The 575-nt window shown below is 69.7% G+C and carries 1 protein-coding gene and 1 pseudogene; both read right to left on the reverse strand.

Translation table 11 applies throughout. From position 1 onward, the window contains the following. The coding region (locus RB628_RS41195; protein WP_318325742.1) for a GTP-binding protein at positions 1–241 on the reverse strand (241 nt) is incomplete at its 3' end. Positions 242–243: 2 nt separating this feature from the next. After that, positions 244–575, reverse strand: a pseudogene (locus tag RB628_RS41200) (phosphoadenosine phosphosulfate reductase family protein); the annotation flags it as partial.

Below are 575 nucleotides of genomic sequence, written 5' to 3' on the forward strand. Positions count from 1 at the left end.
CCACGTCGATGGTGATGCCCTGCTCGCGCTCGGCGCGCAGCCCGTCCGTCAGCAGCGCGAGGTCCGGGGTCTCCTGGCCTCGGCTCGCCGAAGCGCGCTCCACGGCCTCCAGCTGGTCGGTGAGGATCGACTTGGAGTCGTGCAGCAGCCGTCCCACGAGGGTGGACTTGCCGTCGTCGACGGACCCGGCGGTGGCGAACCGCAGGAGCGTGGTCTCGGAGAGTTCCGTGGTCGTGCTCATGCTTAGAAGTACCCCTCGCGCTTACGGTCTTCCATCGCGGCCTCGGACATCTTGTCGTCGGCGCGGGTGGCACCCCGCTCGGTGAGCCGGGAGGCGGCGATCTCGGCGATGACGTCGTCCAGCGTCACCGCGTCGGAGTCGACGGCACCCGTGCAGGACATGTCACCGACGGTGCGGTAGCGGACCTGCCGCTTCTCGACGGTCTCGTCGGCCTTCGGGCCGCCCCACTCGCCGGCGGTCAGCCACATCCCGGCCCGCTGGAACACCTCACGCTCGTGCGCGAAGTAGATGTCCGGCAGCTCGATGCCCTCGCGGGCGATGTACTGCCACACGT

Origin of the sequence: Streptomyces sp. ADMS (assembly GCF_033441795.1) — a bacterium.
Taxonomy (GTDB): domain Bacteria; phylum Actinomycetota; class Actinomycetes; order Streptomycetales; family Streptomycetaceae; genus Streptomyces.